This window comes from Lactobacillus sp. ESL0259 (assembly GCF_003693045.1).
GTDB classification, from domain to species: Bacteria; Bacillota; Bacilli; order Lactobacillales; family Lactobacillaceae; genus Lactobacillus; species Lactobacillus melliventris.
This window is the reverse complement of sequence record NZ_REHP01000011.1, coordinates 99,436-117,226: the sequence shown is the minus strand read 5'-3', so window position 1 is coordinate 117,226 and position 17,791 is coordinate 99,436. Positions and strand designations below refer to the sequence as shown.

Below are 17,791 nucleotides of genomic sequence, written 5' to 3'. Positions count from 1 at the left end.
AATGAAACAGATAGTAATCATCTCACATAAAACACTTGCAAGAGGTATGGCTGAAACAGTTAAATTTTTTGCAGGTAATATCGAAAATATCCATTATCTTTGTGCCTATGAAGATGGTAAAAATGAATTTCCAATTCGAGAACTGACAAATTTAATAAATAGTTTTAATGAACAAGATCAAGTATTTTTGTTAACAGATTTGTTAGGGGGAAGTGTTAATCAGAACTGTTCACAATTGATTAAAAGAGAAAATATAAACGTAATAACAGGTGTTAATTTGGCTTTAGTATTATCAATTACGCTTGATCCAAGTAATCAGTTAAAAAAGCAAAAGATACAGGAGCTGATAGCTCAAGCAAAAAATCAGATTGTATATATGAATGATTATGATAATGGAAATGAATCAGATGACGAATAGGAAATAAAGTTATGAAAGTAGTAAAAGTCTTTAATAATAATGTCGTTTTGGTTAATATCAAAAATCATCAACAAGCTATTCTTTTTGGTAATGGTATTGGCTTTAAAAAACAACCTGGTGACCAAATTACTAAAGGCAATGGTGTACAGACTTTTATCAAAAATATCAAAGATCCGGAATGGCTTAATTCATTATCAAATTTACTTGAAAATGTACCGCTTGAATATTTGGCAGTGGCAAAGAATATTGTTGATCATGCAGAGAAAAAACTTGGAACTAGGTTTAATCAATTTTTGATTATCAGTTTAGCCGATCATATTTATTTTGCCGTTAAGAGAACTAGTAATAATAATATTTCATCATTAACTAGTGTTAAAAATGTTTATCCCCTTGAATATGAAGAAGCTAAAGAAGGGGTAAAAAGAATCAATGCCACTTTTAATGTCAAATTGCCAGCTGGTGAAATTAGTTTAATTGCAATTCATTTTGTTGAAAATGAAATTAGTCCTATTGATGAAAACAAGCAATCAAATGAAAACTATGTTACCCTACATCTAAGTAAAGTGTTGCAAATTATTATTACAGATTTAGGCTATCCAGCTAAACCAACGGCGTTGGAGAGGCTTACAGTTCATTTAAGGTTTTTAATTTCCCAGATTCAGAGCAATAAAACTTATCTAAATGATAAGTCTCAAGATAATAAGCAGATATTGGATTCTTTTTTAAAACAATTTCCTGAATTAAAGGGTACTCTAAAAAAATTGCAGGATTATTTTTTTCAAGAAATGGATTATAAATTAAATAGTAGTGAGCGTCTTTATTTAGTAATTCACTTAAAGCAAGTTGAAAGCAGCTCGCAAGATGAATAAGAGAGGCAGAATAATTTTGATGAAAATAGCACAAGTAATAGACCATCTAATTCAATATGAACGTGGAGAAATTGAAGTCAAAAAATTTGGTAGCCAAAAAGAGGCAGGAAAGCTAATTAAGTTGGGCCATGATACTGATAGAGATAGAATTCTTTATGGTCAAAGCCACCTGGATGATCAATGTACAGGAATAGTGACGACTTGCTGGCCTAGTGTAGAGGTAATAAGGAAAACTCATCAGTATGGTGCAAATTTAATAATTTGTCATGAGGCAATGTTTTGGAATCACGGAGATCACACTGCTTGGCTCAAAGAAAATCATAACGAAACTTTTGCAGAAAAGAAAAGGCTGTTAGATCAATATAAAATTGTAGTAAGAAGGGATCATGACCACCTTCATTCTGGCATCCCCGCTAGAGAAAGTCCTGACGGCTGGGCAGATGGTATCTTTTATGGCTACGCCCAAGAGCTCGGCTGGACGAAGTACATGCAAAACTTTAGTGGCATGCCCTTATACTTTGACTTTCCAGCAGGTACTACTGCCAGAAACATTGCACAGCATTTAATTGCAAAACTGCATTTAAATGGTTGTAGAATTGAAGGAGACCTTGATACGCCAGTAAGAAAAGCTATTATTCCGCTTCATAATCTGGGAGATGCCAATGAGATAATTAACTTAATCAACCAAGAAAAGATTGATTGCGTGTTGATGATGGAAATGATTGACTTTACATTGGCTGAATACATCAGAGACAGCAATATGTTGGGGTTAAATAAAGCAATTGTTCAAATTGGACATTTTAATACAGAAGAAGCAGGGATGCACTATATGCAAAAGTGGTTGCCAGAAGCTATTAAAAATACAGAGATTCCAGTTAATTTTATCCAATCAGGAGATATGTACCACTTTATTGCTGAAAGTTGATCAATGATATAAGAATTGTTAAGAAAGCCAGATATATCAAATAAAAGTACGCGGTTTTTTGTTACGATAGTAGAATCGCGTACTTTTTGTATATTAAATTTTGGGGTTCTCAGCACTAATACTGGTGCCTTTTAAATTAATTTGTTTTTAGTTGCAACCCTTGCGTTTAGTTGAGCTTTTTACTAAGTTGGGGCCAATATGTGCCGCATCACGTTCAATCTGGTAAAGCAATCTTTGCCATTAAGGCTAACTTTATTTTGTTACCGATAGCTATGATTGTATTATCAATTGTAGTAATGTACTTTTATAATCTTGATAAAATTTATAACCAAATAAAAATGACTAATAAGGAGAATTAAAATGAACATTTCTGATTTAACTCGAATTAACTTAAATGAAGAAAATCGGACAATATCACCTGAAAATTTAACGGGAGCTAAGGGAAAAGCCGCAATGAGTGCCAGTGACTTGGGTCCCAGCCGCAAAGGAAATGGTTCTATTAAATTACCTCAAGGAAAAACTGTGACCATAGCTGATATTCATTCGGCAGGAGAAATCAGGCATATTTGGATGACAATTGCTGATGCAACTCCAGCAGGTAGTTTTGTATTGCGGGATGTAGTTTTGAGAATGTATTGGGACGGAGCAGACAAGCCGGCAGTCGAAGTTCCTATTGGCGATTTTTTCTGTAATGGCTTTGGCGAACGATGTGATATTAATTCTGCTTTAATTACTGTTAATCCAACAGGGGGCTTTAACAGTTACTTTCCAATGCCTTTTAGAAAATCCGCTAAAATCACAATCACAAACGAACATCCTGGTGATATTGACGGTTTCTTTTATGGTATTGACTATGTTATCAAAGATGTGCCCGAAGATGCCGCATACTTTCACGCTGCTTGGAATAGACAAGAATATACTGAAAAACAAAATGATTTTGTAATTTTACCTTCTATAAAAGGCCCCGGACATTTTGTAGGCGTCTATTTTGAAGTCTGCGCCTTACAACGTTATTGGTGGGGTGAAGGAGAATTCAAATTTTACATTGATGGTGATACCAATTATCCAACAGTTACTTCTACAGGTACTGAAGATTATTTTGGTGGAGCGTGGGCGTTTCACCAAAAAGACAAAAACGGTAAGACTTACGCCCAAACTTTTCAAAGACCTTTTATGGGATATCCATTTATGTCAAAGGTCGATCATACGCGGGATGAATTTAATAATGGTGAGTTAATGCCATTACATGCATTTGGCAATGATGCTTTGCCAATGCATGGGTTATATCGCTTTCACTTATTGGACCCAATTCGGTTTAAACACGATTTAAAAGTAACTGTCCAGCAAATTGGCAATAATGATATTCAATTGTTTGAGCGTTCAGATGATGTTGCTGCAGTTGCCTATTGGTATTCAGCAGAAAAAGCAAGTAATTTACCAGCTATTGCTCCTCAACCGGAAAGAGTGCCGCGCTAGGTATTTATAAATGACAAATTAAAAACGTGATTCTGTTACGATAACAGAACCACGTTTTTTCGGGCGCAGATAACTGTCAAAATTCCAGCTTCCTTGATTGTACTCTGCATCTATTTGAGAACGTCATGTTTTATAAGAGTGCGTAATTTTTACTATATTTAGATATCTCCTTATCAGATGGTCTTACTTTAGCCGTAGTTATTTAAAAAGCCTTTCAATCTTTTAAAAAAGATACAGTAAGTTTTTAGCAGAATGGTAAAATATTTATATAATTGAAAAGTAATTTAGTATAACTTTTTGTAATAGTAGGACCTAATTAATTGGTATTTTATGTTGAATACTTTTCAGTGGATAATAAAATAAGGCAATTTGGTTATTTAAATAAAAATTAAAGCCCACCAATTATATCAAAGAAAAGAGATCAGAATGAGCATTATCAAAAATCATTTTTTTGCAGGTGAAAGAATTCTTTTTGGACTAAAAGATGCACAACTGGAAGGAATCACTTTTGGAGAGGGTGAGTCCCCACTAAAGGAAGCCAGCAAAATTAGCATTAAAGACTCTGTTTTTAAGTGGAAATATCCGTTGTGGTATGACAATGACATCACTGTTGCTAATACTGTTTTTGAAACTATGGCTCGTAGTGGTATCTGGTATACCAAAAATATTGCGATTAAAAATTCGGCTTTGCAGGCACCAAAATTATTTAGAAGAGCAGAAAAAATAAATTTGGACCATGTTCATTTTGCAAATGCTGAGGAGACAATGTGGACATGCAAGGACATTCGCATTACCAATAGTCAAATTAACGGTGATTATTTTGGCAAAGACAGTCAAAATATTTATCTTGACCAGGTCAGTGTGGTTGGTAACTATGTTTTTGATGGTGCTCAAAATGTTGAAGTACATCATTCTACTTTTGTCTCTAAAGATGCCTTTTGGAACTGTGAAAATGTTACTGTGTATGATTCGCTAATAGATGGGGAATATTTGGCCTGGAATGGCCACAATATTAAGTTCATTAATTGTCAGATTGAAAGTGATCAAGGACTTAATTACATTGACCATTTGGAATTAAAAAATACCAATTTAATTCACACGGACTTAGCTTTTGAATATGTTTCTGATATCGACGCTACGGTTCCAAGTAAGATTGATAGTGTAAAGAATCCAATTTCCGGTAGAATTGCTGCTCCTGCAATTGGTAAATTGATTCTAGATCCACAAAAAATTACTCCCGCTAAAACGGAAATTATCTGTGCTAAAATTGATGAGAAGATTGATCATTCAGATGAAAATCAGAAACCAGGGGATTAAATATAATGAATAAATATGATTTTGTTAATGCACCGGATAGAAGTATGACAGATTCAGTCAAGTGGCATGTTAAAAAGGGCGACTTACCAATGTCAATTGCCGACATGGACTTTAAAACCGCACCGGAAATTATTGCTGCAATGAAAGAAAAAATTAGTCTCGGTGTTTTTGGCTATGAGTGGCCTGAAAATGATTATTTTAATGCTGTAGCAGATTGGTATGAAAAAGAGCACGGTCATCGGCCAGAGCAGGAATGGCTGATTTTTACTACGGGTGTAGTACCAGCAATTTCTGCAGTTGTGCGGCGAATTTCTCACATTGGTGACAATGTTTTAGTGCAAGCACCAGTTTACAATGTTTTTTATAATTCAATTGAAAATAACGGTCGACACGTTTTAAGTAATGACCTGCAATTTGATGGTTCAAATTATAAGATCAATTGGGAAGACTTGGAACAAAAATTAGCATTACCTCTGACGACACTAATGATTTTTTGTAATCCGCATAATCCTGTAGGAAAGGTATGGACTCAAGCAGAAGTTCAAAAAATTGCTGATTTATGCTTTAAACATCATGTGGTACTTTTATCTGATGAAATTCATGGTGATCTGGTACGCGAAGGGCCAGATTATACTCCTGCCTTTTCAGTAAATGGTCCTGCACGTGACAACGTCATTTCCTTGGTTTCGCCAAGTAAGACCTTTAACGTTGCAGCTTTACATGCAGCAACCGCTATCGTACCGAATAGTAACCTGCGCGCTATGGTTAATCGCGGTCTCAATAGTGACGAAATAGCAGAACCAAATTTGCTCGCCATTCCGGGAACAATTGCTGCGTATGAATATGGTCATGATTGGCTGCAAGCATTGATTAAGCAGCTAAACGTTAATTTTAGATATGCTCAAGAGTTTATCAGCAATAATCTTCCCCAAGTAAAAGTGGTCTCAGGCAAGGCAACATATTTAATTTGGCTTGATGTTGAACAGATTAGTACCGACTCGCAAGAATTAGCTGACTACTTAGAAAAGAAAACAGGTCTGGTTTTATCACCGGGGAGTATTTATCGCGGTAACGGTCACAACTTTTTACGCATGAACCTTGCTTGCCCGTTAGCGATGGTTAAAGATGGCTTAGAAAGGTTAAAGACAGGACTAACCCAATATTCTGCTTAAATATGTTAAAAAGACGACTATGGCAATTAGCATAGTCGTTTTTTGATTAGAAAGTAATAAAAAAAGCTAACTAGTGCTATAAACGAAATTAATGTTTCATGTGAAACTCAAAAACAAAAAGGTAATAAATATGGCAGATTATATATTTGAGTCAGCATATTTTCAATATTATTAATTTGCTAATAAGGCGAATAGTTAATTACCTATTTGCATACTAGTTGTTGAAACAGCCCTTTTATTTGCCGGTTTTAAGTTGTAAAAAATTAATTTTTAGATTTATTTTTTTGAAAGTGCTGAGCAAGTTGAATGGCAGTGGTGATGTAGTCAAGAATAGTTGAGACTGCTAATATGATGCCTTTGAAATTAACCGAGTCTTCAAAAATTAGCGGTAGTTGAGCACCCATTGCAATAAACAAAACTATGATCAAAAGTTTACCCGGAGAAATTTTGCTATTACTACTTGTGAACTTATCTAATAAAGTTTGAATCTTTTTTGTTGTTTGTGGTGATAGCTGCATTTTCTGAGCAAGAATTTTTAAAAAGGTGCTATTTTTAAAGACAGAGACTAATTGCTCATTTGCTTCTGTGGATAATTGTTTTAATTGTTCTGCAATATGTTTATTATGCTTAGCGCAAACCTGCAATAAATTTTGAATTTGTTGTAGTCCAGATAAATTCCATGAATAATTATTTGAATTAATTCTTTCCCATAATTGTGGTATCTGTGCCATTTTTTGATTAAATTGGCTGAATAATTTCTGTGTCATTTTTGTTGGTAACATACTTTTTGGCCAATTTACTAACTGATTTTTAATATGCATAAAATATACTTCCTTTTCCTAATTATAGCAAGGATAGATATTATACAAACTTTATATGCTTAAATAAAAAATTGCTTTTTTCATGTGAAACATTATTACGATTGACTTGATGATAGAGATGGGGTTCATTAATTAATAAGGTTATTGCATAAATGATGATACTGGATAAATTAATAGAAGTAATTGACCGCAAACTAACTTTTTATAATGAAGCTACCAAAAAGCATAACATGGATGAGCGAAAAAATTGCCGGAAGAAATATTAGCTGGCAAAGAAAAAGCGCAATAATGACACTAAAGGTAAATTATTGCACCTGATTTATATTACTTTAAATAAAGTTAAATTTTTATTGAAACGGAAATACTTTTTAATCGTAATTATTTGCTTTGGATGGTAATAACATTAAAATGACAAACCAAATGTCGCCAATGATTGGAATTATCATAATTAGAATCCACCAAGCAGAATGATTACTGTCATGTAAACGGCGAAAGCGCAAAGATAACATTGCAATCCAGACGACAAAGGATATGATGAGAGAGCTAGTCTTAATGCTCCAATCGCCCCAATTATAAATATCATTAATTGAGTGACCTAATAAGCTCTCAACTAAATTCATCAAAATAAAAGCCAATATCCAGTTAATAATCACTGGCCACCAATATTCTGAACGATTAGCAGTGCCAGAAAAATTAAAAATATTCTGCCAGAACTTTTTATATGATTTAATCATTAAATATTTCCTCCTACTTTTGCCTAATAAATTCATCATAGTGCATTGCAAGAGAATGGGCAAAGATAAAGGCTTTATGTGAATTAATAAGCGTTATTTTTGTTTTATTATTATAAAAGCGGTATCTTGAACTTGAATTCATTGAAGGGAGAAAGTACAAATGAACAATAATTTATCAGATCCGTTAAAGCGTTATCATCATGATGATTTTCCTAAGCAATCACAGGAATATCCTGGACTGCAAAGCAAAATGGATCCTGCACCTGCCGGTGACATGGCCGACTATGAGGGACATGGATTGTTGAAAGGTCGCAATGCCCTCGTCACAGGTGGTGACTCGGGTATTGGTCGCGCCGTAGCGATTGGCTTTGCCAAAGAAGGAGCCGATGTTGCCATTCAGTATTTGCCGGAAGAAGAGTCAGATGCTAAAGATACAGCTGAACTGATTAAAAAGGCTGGACGTAAAGCAATTTTGCTGCCAGCTGATTTCCGTAAACGTGGCGAAGCAGCAAAAGTTGTTGAAAAAGCCGTCAAAGAATTGGGCAGTTTAGAATTATTGGTAATGAATGCAGCTATCCAACAAAATGTTGATGGCATAGAGAATTTGTCAATGGATCAAGTGCACGATACTTTTGAAGTTAATATCATTTCAATGTTTGAGATGGCTAAGGCTGCAGTGCCGCATATGAAGCCGGGCAGTGTAATTCTGACCTCGACTTCTTTAGAAGGCTTCAGTCCATCACCAATATTGCTTGATTATGCAGCTACCAAAGCAGCAATTGTCAGCTTTTCTATTAATTTGGCTCAAAGTCTTGCACCTAAAGGAATTAGGGTTAACAGTGTTGCACCTGGTCCTGTTTGGACACCTCTGCAAGTTTGTGGTGGTCAACCAACCGATGCTCTTGCTACATTTGGTCAGGAAGTACTGTTGAAACGCGCAGGACAACCTGATGAAATAGCTCATGTTTATATTTTCTTGGCTTCAAACTTGGCAAGTTATGTGACAGGCCAAGTATATGGTGCCACAGGTGGACCAGCTATTAACTAAAGGATAATAAATTAAATTTAATTTCCGTTTTTGCCTCTGTGTAAGTAAAAGCGGATTTTTTTATGTAAAATTTGCTTTTTGGATAGGGCTTCAGTATATTAAATAATTAATTAGTCTTTAATATCCAAAGAATAGAGGTGAAGAAATGAATAAAAGTATTTTTCAAAAAATAACACTTTTATCTCAAAAAAATGCCATGATTATCGCAGATGAGTGGCATTATGACGGACAATATGCTTTTTACGATATGAAAAATGATCGAGAAGATTATGATGAAATAATTTCTCCCCAGTTACGTAAAAATAATTACTTTCAGGTTTTGGATACAAACGAGAACTTGGTCGCCTTCTTTTGTCTTGATCCAGATAGGGAGAAAAAAGAACAAGTTGAAGTTGGGTTGGGACTAGCTCCTAATCTAACTGGTCATGGTCTAGGCAGCGAATTTATTTCAGTCATTGAAAATTTTGTCAAAGATAACTATGACTATAAAGTAATTGTTTTATCCGTTGCTGACTTTAATTTGCGCGCAATTAAAGTCTATCAAACGGCAGGTTATGTCCAAACAGGTACAGAAAATGTGCATTCAAATGGCGGCATCTATAAATTCAATATTATGTCAAAGAAAATTTGAGTTTAGTTTTATAGATATTATATGAAAGAATTGCAGGTGAAAACTATGGATAAAACATGGCAAAAAATGTATGAGGCAGCGAAAAAAGTACAAGGGTTCACTGCCATTGGCCCTCATATGGAAGCTGGTGGAGTCGCTGCTGCTGTTTTAGCTGAATCAGGAAAAATTTATACGGGAGTTTGTGTTGACACAGCCTGTGGATTAGGTGTCTGCGCGGAACGCAGTGCTCTTTTTAATATGATTACAAATGGTGAAACTAAAATTAGCAGAGTTTTAGCATTAATGGCAGATGGTAAAAATGGTGCTCCTTGTGGTGCTTGTCGCGAATTTATTGTTCAGTTAATGGAAAAAGATTATCAACAAGTTGAAATTATGCTGGACTATGAAAAGGATAAAGTTGCTACAATGGACGAACTAACCCCGCAATGGTGGCTATAATGGATAAAGAAATAAAACAATTTTGGCAGGATTTTTGTCTTAAGCACAATTTAGCTGCTGACACTAAAGTTGACGCTTGGGCTTTTGGTTATAGTGAAAAAGATGCAGATGAATTGGCTGAATTAGTTAGGAGAGGCGTAAAAACTGCCACAACTTCAGAATATGTACCAGGTGATGAAGATATGCCTAAAGTTGGCGATTGGAACATAATTCTCGATGGTCAAGGTAAACCCGTCTGTGTTGTCCAAGACAAAGTTGTAGAAATTATTCCGTATAATCAAATTTCCGCAGAGCATGCTTATCATGAAGGAGAAGGAGATCGCAGTTATCAATATTGGCGCACAGTTCATGATCAATTCTTTGAAGAAGAATTTAAAGCTAATGGTCAAAAATTTTATCCTCAAGCGCCAATGGTTTGTGAAACTTTTGCAAAGATTGATTAATTGGGACGTTGCAAAATGAAAAAAATATGATATAGTTAAAATAATTTAGAGAAAGAGGTTATTGCCAAAATGGAGAATTAATTTCTGGTTTTATTAGTAAGCAAAAAGTTTGATAGCCAAAGCTTTTGTCATGCTTTTTTGCCGATAATCAGAAATTAGTATTGTCTCTTTGTGGTGATTTTTTAGTTTCACTGGCTTTTTGTGCACTGCTAATCAAATTATGGGCAATTTGGTTATCAGTGCTTTTTCTTTAGCAAAAAGCAGGTGTTAATATGGAATATATTAAAATAACTAGTCTGAAAGTAGAATATCAAGGTGAGGTTTTATTTCAAGCTCCACATTTAAATGTTCAAGACCGGCAAATAGTTGGTTTGATAGGTGATAATGGTGTAGGTAAAACTACGTTAGTTAACATTATTGCTGAAAAGCCTACAGTTTTCGAGGTAGAGGGGCAAGTTAAAAGAAATTGCCATACTATTTTAGTACCACAAATTTTAAATAACAGTGAGCAAAGTGGAGGAGAAAAGGAAAAGTCAGCTATTGTCCAAGCATTACTTCAGTTAAATCAAACTCAGAATACTCTGCTAATTTTGGATGAGCCGACATCTAATTTAGATATTGAGCAACAAAGATGGCTAATTAAAGCCTTAGACAGTTTAAAACAACCAATTCTGTTAATTAGTCATGATCAGGCTTTTTTAAGTAAGCTTGTCAATGCTATCTGGCAGATCAAGGACCAGCAAGTTCATGAATTTAAGGGTACTTATGACGAATACCAGCAATTTCTTAGAGCACAAGAAAAAAGGCAGAACACTGAGTATTTTCAAAAACAAGTTGAAATTAAAAAACTAAGAAAAGATCAAAGGGAGTATGAAATTAGGGCTAAAAAATCTACTAAGAAAAAGAAAAGTATTTCTTGGTCCGATTGGAAAATAAAAGATAGCAGCGGTTTAGAAAAAAGCCTTTTTCGTAAAAGTACTTTACTGAAAAGGCGTATAACTAAAGCAGAAACGACGCTGAAAAAGCCGCAAGTTCATCAGCCAATCACTTTAGGCAATATTGAAAATATGAACCTGGAGCTATCACAGAAAAGCAGCATAGTCAGATTCAAGAATCAAAGTGTTACTGTTTATAAAAAGCAATTATTTGCAATAACTAAAGAGCTGAAGATTAAAGGAAAAGAAAAAATAGCGTTAACTGGAAAAAATGGTGCTGGGAAATCAGTTTTTTTAGCAAAATTATTTCACAAGAAACTGGCTGTCTGGCTTAATCCACAGCTAAAAATGGGCTATTTCAAACAAAATATGGCGCAGGAAACTGAAGAAACAGCTACAGTAAAAGAGGTAATATATAAAAACAGTATTTTTAATAAAACCACTACAATGCAGCTTTTAGGTGACTTGCATTTGCAAAAATCTTTGGATAATCGCGTTAGTGCTTTGAGTGGAGGACAGATTGTTTGTTTTAAATTGGCAAAAGTGCTTTTAGGTGAACATAACTTACTGATCCTTGATGAACCGGACAACTTTTTAGATATTTCATCTATTAATGCTTTAGAAGAATTTTTAAGAAACTATCCGTTTGCTGTTATTGTAGTTTCTCACGATCAGAACCTGTTAAAAAACTTAAACTTTACTTCTTGGAAAATAAAAAATCATAAGTTGATAACGCCTAGTGATTTCTCCAGTAAAGAAAATGCTAAGACTGCTAATCAGATCAGTTTATTGCAATTCAAATTAGACCAACTGATTTCTGATCCTAATGCTTCATTTAATGACATTGAAAATATTTCCCGGGAAATAAATAGAATTTCAAAAAAGGACTAAGTCTTATTAACTGCGGTAATAGCAGGAAAATCATAGATGACTTGTTTTTAGTTTAAGTATTTTGCTATAAAACAATTAAGGGGCAATCTTAAAAACAAATGGCACACGCAAATTGCTAATAACTATTATAATGTTAATAACTAGTAGTATAAGTTTAATTAAGGAGGAAAAATGACAAAACCGATTATTGGCATTGCGGGATCTGAAATGATAGATTCTGCTGGAATGTTTCCAGGATACAGACGTAGTTATGTTAATGAAGATTATGTGGATTCTGTTGTTAAAAATGGCGGGATTCCCTTTATAATTCCCTTTACCGAAGATGATGAAGTTATTAAAAGCCAAATGGCTCATGTGCAAGGATTGATTTTATCTGGTGGACATGATGTTGATCCGCACTTATATGGTGAAGAATTAATGCCTAAGATTGGTCCCATTTGGCCTCAGAGAGATCACTTTGACATGCTTTTATTAAAAATTGCTGAAGAAACTAATAAACCTGTTCTGGGAGTTTGTCGCGGGGCACAAATTATTAACGTAGCACATGGCGGCAGTCTCTACCAGGATATTAGTTATCGCTCAGAGCAAACTCTAAAACACGAACAAGGTCATACACCTGATTTACCTACTCATAAAGTAACAATTAAGGAAAACAGCTTGTTGGCTAAAACATTAGGTAAGACGGAGTGTATGGTTAATTCTTTTCACCACCAATTAATTAAAAAGGTTGCCCCGGATTTGCTTGAAGTTGCGGATGCAAGCGATGGCGTACCGGAAGGACTTGAAAATAAACAGGGTACTGTTTTGGCGATTCAATGGCACCCAGAAATGCTGCACAACAATCCTAATACTAAGTATATGAATAATTTGTTTAAATTTGTGGTTGAAAATGCCAAGTAGGGAGTAAATATGACTCAAAACAAAAACGCAGGAGACAAACTTGGCTTTTGGTCGATTGTTCTTTTAGCTATTAACTCAATTATTGGTTCCGGTATCTTTTTAACACCTGGTAGTGTAGTTAGTCAGGCAGGGAGTAAAGCTTTAATTGTTTACTTCATTGCTGCAATTTTTGCCTCAGTCTTAGCCATTTCATTTTCAGCAGCGGCTAAGTATGTAACTAAATCCGGTGCCTCTTATGCCTATTCTAAAGCTGCTTTTGGTGATAACGTTGGTTTTTACGTTGGCATTTTGCGTTACTTTTCTGCTAGTGTTGCCTGGGGAGTAATGGCTGTTGGTGTAATCAAATCGACTATTTCTATTTTTGGTGGCAATCCCGATAAATTTTTAAATGTTACTATTGGTTTTATTATCTTAATGGTAGTAGTTACTGTAATTAACTTATTTGGACAAAAGTTTGTGAAACTTGTTATGAACTTGGCTACAGCAGGCAAATTAGCTGCATTAATTTTAATTATTGTGGCAGGTGTTGTTTTACTTATTACCACTGGAGCTACACATAGCTTGTCATCTGTTGACCAAATAACGCAAAACGGACAAAGAATAGTACCAACTTTAACTACTACAGGACTTGTGATGGCTGTTGTTTCAGCGTTCTATGCTTTTACAGGTTTTGAATCAGTTGCCTCTGGTTCAGAAGACATGCAAGAGCCAGAAAAAAACTTACCAAAGGCTATTCCACTAGCAATTTTAGTTATCGCCGCTATTTATATTGGGGTAGTGGCCGTAGCGATGGTGCTGGATCCTAAGGCGCTGATGACGACTAAACAAGTGGTAGCAGTCAGTGCAATTTTTAAAAATGAAGTATTGCGGGATGTAATTTTAGTTGGTGCGCTTATTTCTATGCTGGGAATAAATGTCGCCTCTAGCTTTAATGCGCCACGTATTTTGGAGGCAATGGCACGTGAACATCAATTGCCAGCTACTTTAACCAAAAGAACTAAAAATAATTTTCCTATTAAAACATTTTTTATTTCTGAAGCATTAGCAATTTTAGTACCTTTAGCTTTTCAATATAACATGACTAACTTAATTACATTGAGTGCTATGGTCAGATTTTTAGGCTTTATCATTGTTCCGCTGGCAGTAATTTGCTTTTACTTTGGTAAAAATAAGCAACCAATTTTACCAGCTCCTAAGAATGTCATAACTGATATATTTGTACCAATATTGTCAATAATTTTAGTAATCTTTTTGCTGGTTAAATATAACTGGCAAGCGCAATTTGGCATTATTGAGAATGGTCAAGTCGTTGGTGTTAACTGGTATGCAATTTTCATGATGATCTTTGGCTTTATCATTTTACCTTTATTTATGTTTTGGTTTTCTAGAAAAGAAAGAAACCAGCAGCAATAGTTTGCCAGGATAAATTAACATATAAAAAAAGAGTTGGCCGTGAAAAAATCACGTCAACTCTTTTTTTATATTTAGTTATTTCTAGTGCTTTCTTACTTTAAAATAGTGGATCAAGCTGTAGCAGAACAAAATAATCATACCAGCTCCAGCCATTGTCATATCGGCACGAGGTGAACCATTGCCTAAATTGCTGCCTAACCAGTCTATAATCGTCGGTGAAGCGGCACAACCAACATTTACGAGCACTAAAGTAATCGTCGTAGCAAAGTTGACCGAATTTCGCGGAGCTGTTTCATCTAGCCAGTTAAAAATATAAGGAACTGACAGACCAAACCCAGTGCCTAAGACAATAACAGCAATAACCAATACTGGTAAATTAGCAGCATAGGCAAGAGCCAATAGTCCAACGACTTGCAGCAACAAACCTATAGGTAAAATTAAATCTTGGAGTTTCTTTTTCAAGTAGCCATAACACATTCCGACAGGTATCCCAACCAGAGTTGCTACACTTGAAACAAAAGCAATTTGACTAACGTTGGCGATTTTTTGCGTAGTGGCTAATTGTGGTAGTTTAAAAGTCATTGGCATAAAGAAGACGTACATGAAGAACATAATAAGAGAGATTTCCACGACGCTGTCGTTGATCTTATTTTCCTCTTTAACTGGTGAATTTTCAGTATCAGTTCCCTTACTTTTTTCATTTGGTAATGACACAACCAAGCCGAATAATAACATGATTGGCAGTGCTACTAAGTAGATTGCAAAAGTTGCATGCCAACCCAGAACGGCTAAGAGACCAACACAAAATGAAAATACAGCAGCACCTACACTACCCATTGAGTTTTGAAAACCAAGCATGGTTGATAGTTCGTTGCCCTGATAGAATTTGGACAGCAGACTAACAGCTAATGAATTAAAGAGACCAATCCCGGCTCCTAAAAGAAAACGGGAAATTAAAATTGGTGTATAACTTGCTGCGTACATTGGGTATGTGCCTGCCAGTAAAGCAATTGCTAAACCAGTAATAACCGTTGGCTTGGTTCCGATCAGTTTTATTAAAAAGGGACTTATAATCAGACCTACAACAATTCCAATATTAGGAATTGTGCTTAATGTTTCTACGGCAGCCCGTGAAACTTGCGGAAATGATGAGTACATCAACGGCAGTACTGAAGAAATTTGTGGTGCTATCATTAACATTAATGATATTGATAATAAAGCACATTTGAATAATCCAGATTTTGGATTAAATTTTTTCATATTAATTGCCTCTTTTTTATTTAATACTAGTTTTAATAATATATTACTCTCTTTTTACAGTTAAAATAACGCTTTCAGTAGCTTTGATTTGGCGCTGAGGAACTTTTTTTAATTTGCATACTAGTTTGGCCATAATAATCAACCATTGCTCTATTTAAAGAGCGGATACCACTAAAGCCGTTTTTCATTGCTATTGCTGTGAGAGTCATAGCAGTATGACATAAATCTTGATATGCTTTTTGTGCCCGGAAATTCCTAAGATATTTACCGATAGTAGTTCCCATATTTTGATGAAAAATTCGTTGCAGATATTGCCGTGATAAGTGGCAGCTGTCCGCAATGTTTTGGGGTGTAATTGGCTCTTGGTAATGATTTTGAATATAATCTAGAGCATGGCGCAAATGTTCGGTAATAATTAAGTTACGTGATATTTGGCCCTTATTATCTCGTTGTTTTAAAAAGTATTTGAGTAGAATATTTAAAACTTGATAGCTAAGAATAGTTAAGTCCAGATTTTTAAAAGCTTTAGCTGGTGCAGATTTTATGGCAATAATTTTACTCAATAAAGTTTGTAAATAATGATATTGCTCTACTTGCTCTAAACTTAATTTTGCAAGGGGCTGCAATTCAAATTGATAATGGTCCATTTCAGGAAACATTTGTAATACTAAGGGATAAGGAAAAAGCAGGGATAAAGCCAGATCATTTTTAGAGCTGTTAAGATTGCGCACGCTATGAACAACTTGGGTATTAATTATTAAAACTTCGCCAGGATGCGTTTCATGATCTACCCCACCAATAATAAAATGGTCAATTTTTCCTCTTAGTGTAAAACTCAGCTCAATACTTTGATGCCAGTGAGGAGGTACTTCTGAAGAGCCCGGATATTGATGAACCTTGATAAAAACAGGAAGTTCATCTAAGTGCACCAATTCATGCTTATCACGCACCATGATATTTTTCTCCTTTACTAAAAATGGTCGAACTAAATTATACTAGTTCAACCAGTTTTGGTAGTTATTATTTAATTGAGATATTTGCGGAAGAAGTTTAACTCATCTTCATTACACTGCTTGGCTAAATCGTCTTTTTGGTTAACGTGGAAAACGTGTCCCCGACGATGGTCATTATCACCATAAAAATGGAGTTCATGGTAAATGTTTTTAGCGTGGAGATAACCTGAAAGCATGTAGGCATTATCACGCAGAAAATCATCGGTAGAAGTCATGATAAACAGGGGTGGCAATGCCGGTGTTAGGAATTGTTCTACATTTAATTCATCGTGTTTATCCATGCGAATTTCAGGTCTGAAATAAGCTTCGGGTGCACCGGCAATTGAATTAATTTCCGTTAAGAAGTAAGCGCCACAGTTTAAAGCAGCAGCTTTAATAGTTAAGTTAGGTACAGAATAACCGAAATATTTACGATATTCATTGTTGGTGTAAACTGCTAAAATTTGTTCACCCATTTGACCGCCAGCACTGTCTCCAACTATAAAGACGTTGTCTAGGTCAAACTGATATTTAGTGGCATTTTCTTTTTCGGCTACCCAATGAAATACCCGATTAATATCATCTAACTCGCCCGGATATACAACATCAGGTGCTAACCGGTAATTGGCGTTAACTACTGCAAAGCCTGCTTTAGCAAGGGCTAAACAATAGAACTGGTATGTTTCCTTAGTGCCATATACCCAGCCGCCACCGTGGATATTGACGATAACCGGTAGTTTTCCATTAGTTCTTTTTTGTGGTAAGTACACATCAAGTATCTGATACTTGGGATCATTACCATAAGGTATATTATCAAATCTTTCTACTTCGGGAATTTGTGTTGGTAAGCCTTCGTCACGTTGGTCGTCACCTTTTTTAAATTCGCTACGCATTTCTTGAACTAATTTTTGATAATCTGGTTCTGACATTTTACAGCACTCCTTTTTGTGAAATCGCTTTATCAAGTATATTTTACTTCACTATTATGAAAAAGAAAGGCTATAAAGTCACTTCAAAATGGCGATTGAGCGACTCTTAAATATTTTTTGTTAAACGTAGAAAAGCTATTTAATTATTAGAGACTAAATATTTTCTAACTTTAAATCTC

19 protein-coding genes are annotated in these 17,791 nt (G+C 35.0%); 14 read left to right on the top strand and 5 right to left on the bottom strand.

Annotated features, from left to right (window positions below):
- The first annotated feature begins 1 nt into the window (after position 1).
- The 7 genes from F5ESL0259_RS08505 (at position 2) to F5ESL0259_RS08480 (ending at position 6,177) form a co-directional block, all read left to right on the top strand.
- The gene (locus F5ESL0259_RS08505) at positions 2-418 is read left to right on the top strand and encodes a PTS sugar transporter subunit IIA (RefSeq protein ID WP_122038183.1); all 417 of its coding nucleotides are present in this window, start codon (positions 2-4) and stop codon (positions 416-418) included.
- A gap of 11 nt (positions 419-429) precedes the next feature.
- Positions 430-1,287 (top strand): PRD domain-containing protein, encoded by an 858-nt coding sequence (locus F5ESL0259_RS08500; protein WP_122038182.1) that lies wholly within the window; start codon positions 430-432, stop codon positions 1,285-1,287.
- Positions 1,288-1,306: 19 nt separating this feature from the next.
- Positions 1,307-2,212, top strand: a complete 906-nt coding sequence (locus F5ESL0259_RS08495) for a Nif3-like dinuclear metal center hexameric protein (protein ID WP_122038231.1) — start codon at positions 1,307-1,309, stop codon at positions 2,210-2,212.
- Positions 2,213-2,412: 200 nt separating this feature from the next.
- Positions 2,413-2,571, top strand: a complete 159-nt coding sequence (locus F5ESL0259_RS08935) for an MFS transporter (RefSeq protein ID WP_147446454.1) — start codon at positions 2,413-2,415, stop codon at positions 2,569-2,571.
- A 1-nt stretch (position 2,572) separates the two neighbouring features.
- A complete protein-coding gene (locus tag F5ESL0259_RS08490) occupies positions 2,573-3,688 on the top strand; it encodes a glycoside hydrolase family 172 protein (RefSeq protein ID WP_122038181.1) in 1,116 nt (371 codons plus the stop codon).
- Positions 3,689-4,114: 426 nt separating this feature from the next.
- Positions 4,115-5,005: a DUF3737 family protein gene (locus F5ESL0259_RS08485; RefSeq protein WP_122038180.1), complete on the top strand. Its 891-nt coding sequence runs from the start codon at positions 4,115-4,117 to the stop codon at positions 5,003-5,005.
- 5 nt (positions 5,006-5,010) lie between these two features.
- On the top strand, positions 5,011-6,177 hold the full coding sequence (locus F5ESL0259_RS08480) for a MalY/PatB family protein (RefSeq protein ID WP_122038179.1): 1,167 nt from the start codon (positions 5,011-5,013) through the stop codon (positions 6,175-6,177).
- A gap of 263 nt (positions 6,178-6,440) precedes the next feature.
- On the opposite strand, the gene F5ESL0259_RS08475 is transcribed toward F5ESL0259_RS08480, so the two are convergent.
- Positions 6,441-6,998: a hypothetical protein gene (locus F5ESL0259_RS08475; RefSeq protein ID WP_122038178.1), complete on the bottom strand. Its 558-nt coding sequence runs from the start codon at positions 6,996-6,998 to the stop codon at positions 6,441-6,443.
- A gap of 368 nt (positions 6,999-7,366) precedes the next feature.
- Positions 7,367-7,732, bottom strand: coding sequence for a DUF805 domain-containing protein (locus F5ESL0259_RS08470; RefSeq protein ID WP_122038177.1), 366 nt, complete (start codon positions 7,730-7,732; stop codon positions 7,367-7,369).
- 160 nt (positions 7,733-7,892) lie between these two features.
- Here F5ESL0259_RS08470 and F5ESL0259_RS08465 point away from each other — a divergent pair, with 160 nt between their 5' ends.
- The 7 genes from F5ESL0259_RS08465 to F5ESL0259_RS08435 all read left to right on the top strand — a co-directional run bounded on the left by F5ESL0259_RS08465 (position 7,893) and on the right by F5ESL0259_RS08435 (position 14,431).
- Positions 7,893-8,780 carry an SDR family oxidoreductase gene (locus tag F5ESL0259_RS08465; protein WP_122038176.1) on the top strand — a complete coding sequence of 296 codons (888 nt, stop codon included), beginning with the start codon at positions 7,893-7,895 and terminating at the stop codon, positions 8,778-8,780.
- Between the two features lie 145 nt (positions 8,781-8,925).
- Positions 8,926-9,411 (top strand): GNAT family N-acetyltransferase, encoded by a 486-nt coding sequence (locus F5ESL0259_RS08460; protein WP_122038175.1) that lies wholly within the window; start codon positions 8,926-8,928, stop codon positions 9,409-9,411.
- A 45-nt stretch (positions 9,412-9,456) separates the two neighbouring features.
- Positions 9,457-9,849, top strand: a complete 393-nt coding sequence (locus F5ESL0259_RS08455) for a cytidine deaminase (RefSeq protein ID WP_370448810.1) — start codon at positions 9,457-9,459, stop codon at positions 9,847-9,849.
- Positions 9,849-10,292: an ASCH domain-containing protein gene (locus F5ESL0259_RS08450; protein ID WP_122038173.1), complete on the top strand. Its 444-nt coding sequence runs from the start codon at positions 9,849-9,851 to the stop codon at positions 10,290-10,292. The genes F5ESL0259_RS08455 and F5ESL0259_RS08450 overlap by 1 nt, the downstream gene beginning before the upstream one ends.
- A 272-nt stretch (positions 10,293-10,564) precedes the next feature.
- On the top strand, positions 10,565-12,118 hold the full coding sequence (locus F5ESL0259_RS08445; RefSeq protein WP_122038172.1) for an ATP-binding cassette domain-containing protein: 1,554 nt from the start codon (positions 10,565-10,567) through the stop codon (positions 12,116-12,118).
- A gap of 171 nt (positions 12,119-12,289) precedes the next feature.
- Positions 12,290-13,018 (top strand): gamma-glutamyl-gamma-aminobutyrate hydrolase family protein, encoded by a 729-nt coding sequence (locus F5ESL0259_RS08440; RefSeq protein WP_122038171.1) that lies wholly within the window; start codon positions 12,290-12,292, stop codon positions 13,016-13,018.
- A 9-nt stretch (positions 13,019-13,027) separates the two neighbouring features.
- Positions 13,028-14,431, top strand: a complete 1,404-nt coding sequence (locus F5ESL0259_RS08435) for an APC family permease (RefSeq protein WP_122038170.1) — start codon at positions 13,028-13,030, stop codon at positions 14,429-14,431.
- 81 nt (positions 14,432-14,512) lie between these two features.
- Here the strand turns inward: F5ESL0259_RS08435 and F5ESL0259_RS08430 are convergent, their stop codons facing one another.
- The 3 genes from F5ESL0259_RS08430 to F5ESL0259_RS08420 all read right to left on the bottom strand — a co-directional run bounded on the left by F5ESL0259_RS08430 (position 14,513) and on the right by F5ESL0259_RS08420 (position 17,612).
- Positions 14,513-15,691 carry an MFS transporter gene (locus F5ESL0259_RS08430; RefSeq protein WP_122038169.1) on the bottom strand — a complete coding sequence of 393 codons (1,179 nt, stop codon included), beginning with the start codon at positions 15,689-15,691 and terminating at the stop codon, positions 14,513-14,515.
- A gap of 74 nt (positions 15,692-15,765) precedes the next feature.
- Positions 15,766-16,644, bottom strand: coding sequence for an AraC family transcriptional regulator (locus tag F5ESL0259_RS08425; protein WP_122038168.1), 879 nt, complete (start codon positions 16,642-16,644; stop codon positions 15,766-15,768).
- A 71-nt stretch (positions 16,645-16,715) separates the two neighbouring features.
- Positions 16,716-17,612 (bottom strand): alpha/beta hydrolase, encoded by an 897-nt coding sequence (locus tag F5ESL0259_RS08420; protein ID WP_233558055.1) that lies wholly within the window; start codon positions 17,610-17,612, stop codon positions 16,716-16,718.
- Positions 17,613-17,791: the final 179 nt, after the last annotated feature.

Excerpts from the sequence above, each read along its gene's own strand:
- F5ESL0259_RS08445 (WP_122038172.1), top strand. The coding sequence starts at position 10,565 with ATGGAATATATTAAAATAACTAGTCTGAAAGTAGAATATCAAGGTGAG.
- F5ESL0259_RS08430 (WP_122038169.1), bottom strand. The coding sequence starts at position 15,691 with ATGAAAAAATTTAATCCAAAATCTGGATTATTCAAATGTGCTTTATTA.
- F5ESL0259_RS08505 (WP_122038183.1), top strand. The coding sequence starts at position 2 with ATGAAACAGATAGTAATCATCTCACATAAAACACTTGCAAGAGGTATG.
- F5ESL0259_RS08460 (WP_122038175.1), top strand. The coding sequence starts at position 8,926 with ATGAATAAAAGTATTTTTCAAAAAATAACACTTTTATCTCAAAAAAAT.
- F5ESL0259_RS08450 (WP_122038173.1), top strand. The coding sequence starts at position 9,849 with ATGGATAAAGAAATAAAACAATTTTGGCAGGATTTTTGTCTTAAGCAC.
- F5ESL0259_RS08465 (WP_122038176.1), top strand. The coding sequence starts at position 7,893 with ATGAACAATAATTTATCAGATCCGTTAAAGCGTTATCATCATGATGAT.
- F5ESL0259_RS08425 (WP_122038168.1), bottom strand. The coding sequence starts at position 16,644 with ATGGTGCGTGATAAGCATGAATTGGTGCACTTAGATGAACTTCCTGTT.
- F5ESL0259_RS08495 (WP_122038231.1), top strand. The coding sequence starts at position 1,307 with ATGAAAATAGCACAAGTAATAGACCATCTAATTCAATATGAACGTGGA.
- F5ESL0259_RS08440 (WP_122038171.1), top strand. The coding sequence starts at position 12,290 with ATGACAAAACCGATTATTGGCATTGCGGGATCTGAAATGATAGATTCT.
- F5ESL0259_RS08420 (WP_233558055.1), bottom strand. The coding sequence starts at position 17,612 with ATGTCAGAACCAGATTATCAAAAATTAGTTCAAGAAATGCGTAGCGAA.
- F5ESL0259_RS08435 (WP_122038170.1), top strand. The coding sequence starts at position 13,028 with ATGACTCAAAACAAAAACGCAGGAGACAAACTTGGCTTTTGGTCGATT.
- F5ESL0259_RS08500 (WP_122038182.1), top strand. The coding sequence starts at position 430 with ATGAAAGTAGTAAAAGTCTTTAATAATAATGTCGTTTTGGTTAATATC.
- F5ESL0259_RS08475 (WP_122038178.1), bottom strand. The coding sequence starts at position 6,998 with ATGCATATTAAAAATCAGTTAGTAAATTGGCCAAAAAGTATGTTACCA.
- F5ESL0259_RS08455 (WP_370448810.1), top strand. The coding sequence starts at position 9,457 with ATGGATAAAACATGGCAAAAAATGTATGAGGCAGCGAAAAAAGTACAA.
- F5ESL0259_RS08485 (WP_122038180.1), top strand. The coding sequence starts at position 4,115 with ATGAGCATTATCAAAAATCATTTTTTTGCAGGTGAAAGAATTCTTTTT.
- F5ESL0259_RS08490 (WP_122038181.1), top strand. The coding sequence starts at position 2,573 with ATGAACATTTCTGATTTAACTCGAATTAACTTAAATGAAGAAAATCGG.
- F5ESL0259_RS08480 (WP_122038179.1), top strand. The coding sequence starts at position 5,011 with ATGAATAAATATGATTTTGTTAATGCACCGGATAGAAGTATGACAGAT.
- F5ESL0259_RS08470 (WP_122038177.1), bottom strand. The coding sequence starts at position 7,732 with ATGATTAAATCATATAAAAAGTTCTGGCAGAATATTTTTAATTTTTCT.